Source organism: Rhizobium sp. 18055 (genome assembly GCF_902706285.1).
GTDB lineage: Bacteria > Pseudomonadota > Alphaproteobacteria > Rhizobiales > Rhizobiaceae > Rhizobium.
In genome coordinates this window covers 1-493 of sequence record NZ_CACSKD010000177.1, presented here as the reverse complement: position 1 = coordinate 493, position 493 = coordinate 1, and the positions used below count along the sequence as shown (strand labels likewise).

Annotated in this window: 1 pseudogene; it reads right to left on the bottom strand. The window is 65.9% G+C overall.

Annotated elements, in window-relative coordinates:
• Positions 1 to 460 (bottom strand): annotated as a pseudogene (locus tag GVL52_RS31865) (HPr kinase/phosphorylase); the annotation flags it as partial.
• Between the last annotated feature and the right edge of the window lie 33 nt (positions 461 to 493).

The window sequence follows — 493 nt, the reverse complement described above, 5'->3', positions numbered from 1 at the left end:
CCTTCAGCACGGGCACGCCCAGCACGTCCTGGGTGAGGGGCTCGTAGGGCAGGCGTTCGTATTCGCGCTCCAGCGTTTCCTTGCGCACGAGGTGCACGATGAGGCGCAGGCGCATCTTGCGGCGCACCGCCGTCTCTCCGAAGATCGCGCGGATGTCCAGCAGGCCGATGCCGCGCACCTCCAGCAGGTTCTGCAGCAGATCGGGGCACTTGCCTTCGATGGTGGTCTGGTTGATGCGGAAGAAGTCCACCGCGTCGTCGGCCACGAGGCCGTTGCCGCGCGAGATGAGCTCCAGCCCCAGCTCGCTCTTGCCCAGGCCCGATTCGCCGGTGATCAGCACGCCCAGGCCCAGGATGTCCATGAAGACGCCGTGCATGGTGGTGCGGTCGGCGAAGTGCTTGGACAGGTAGGCGCGCAACACGTCGATGACGAAGGCCGACGATTCGTGCGTGGCGAACATCGGGATCTGCGCGCGTTCGCACATGGAGAGCAA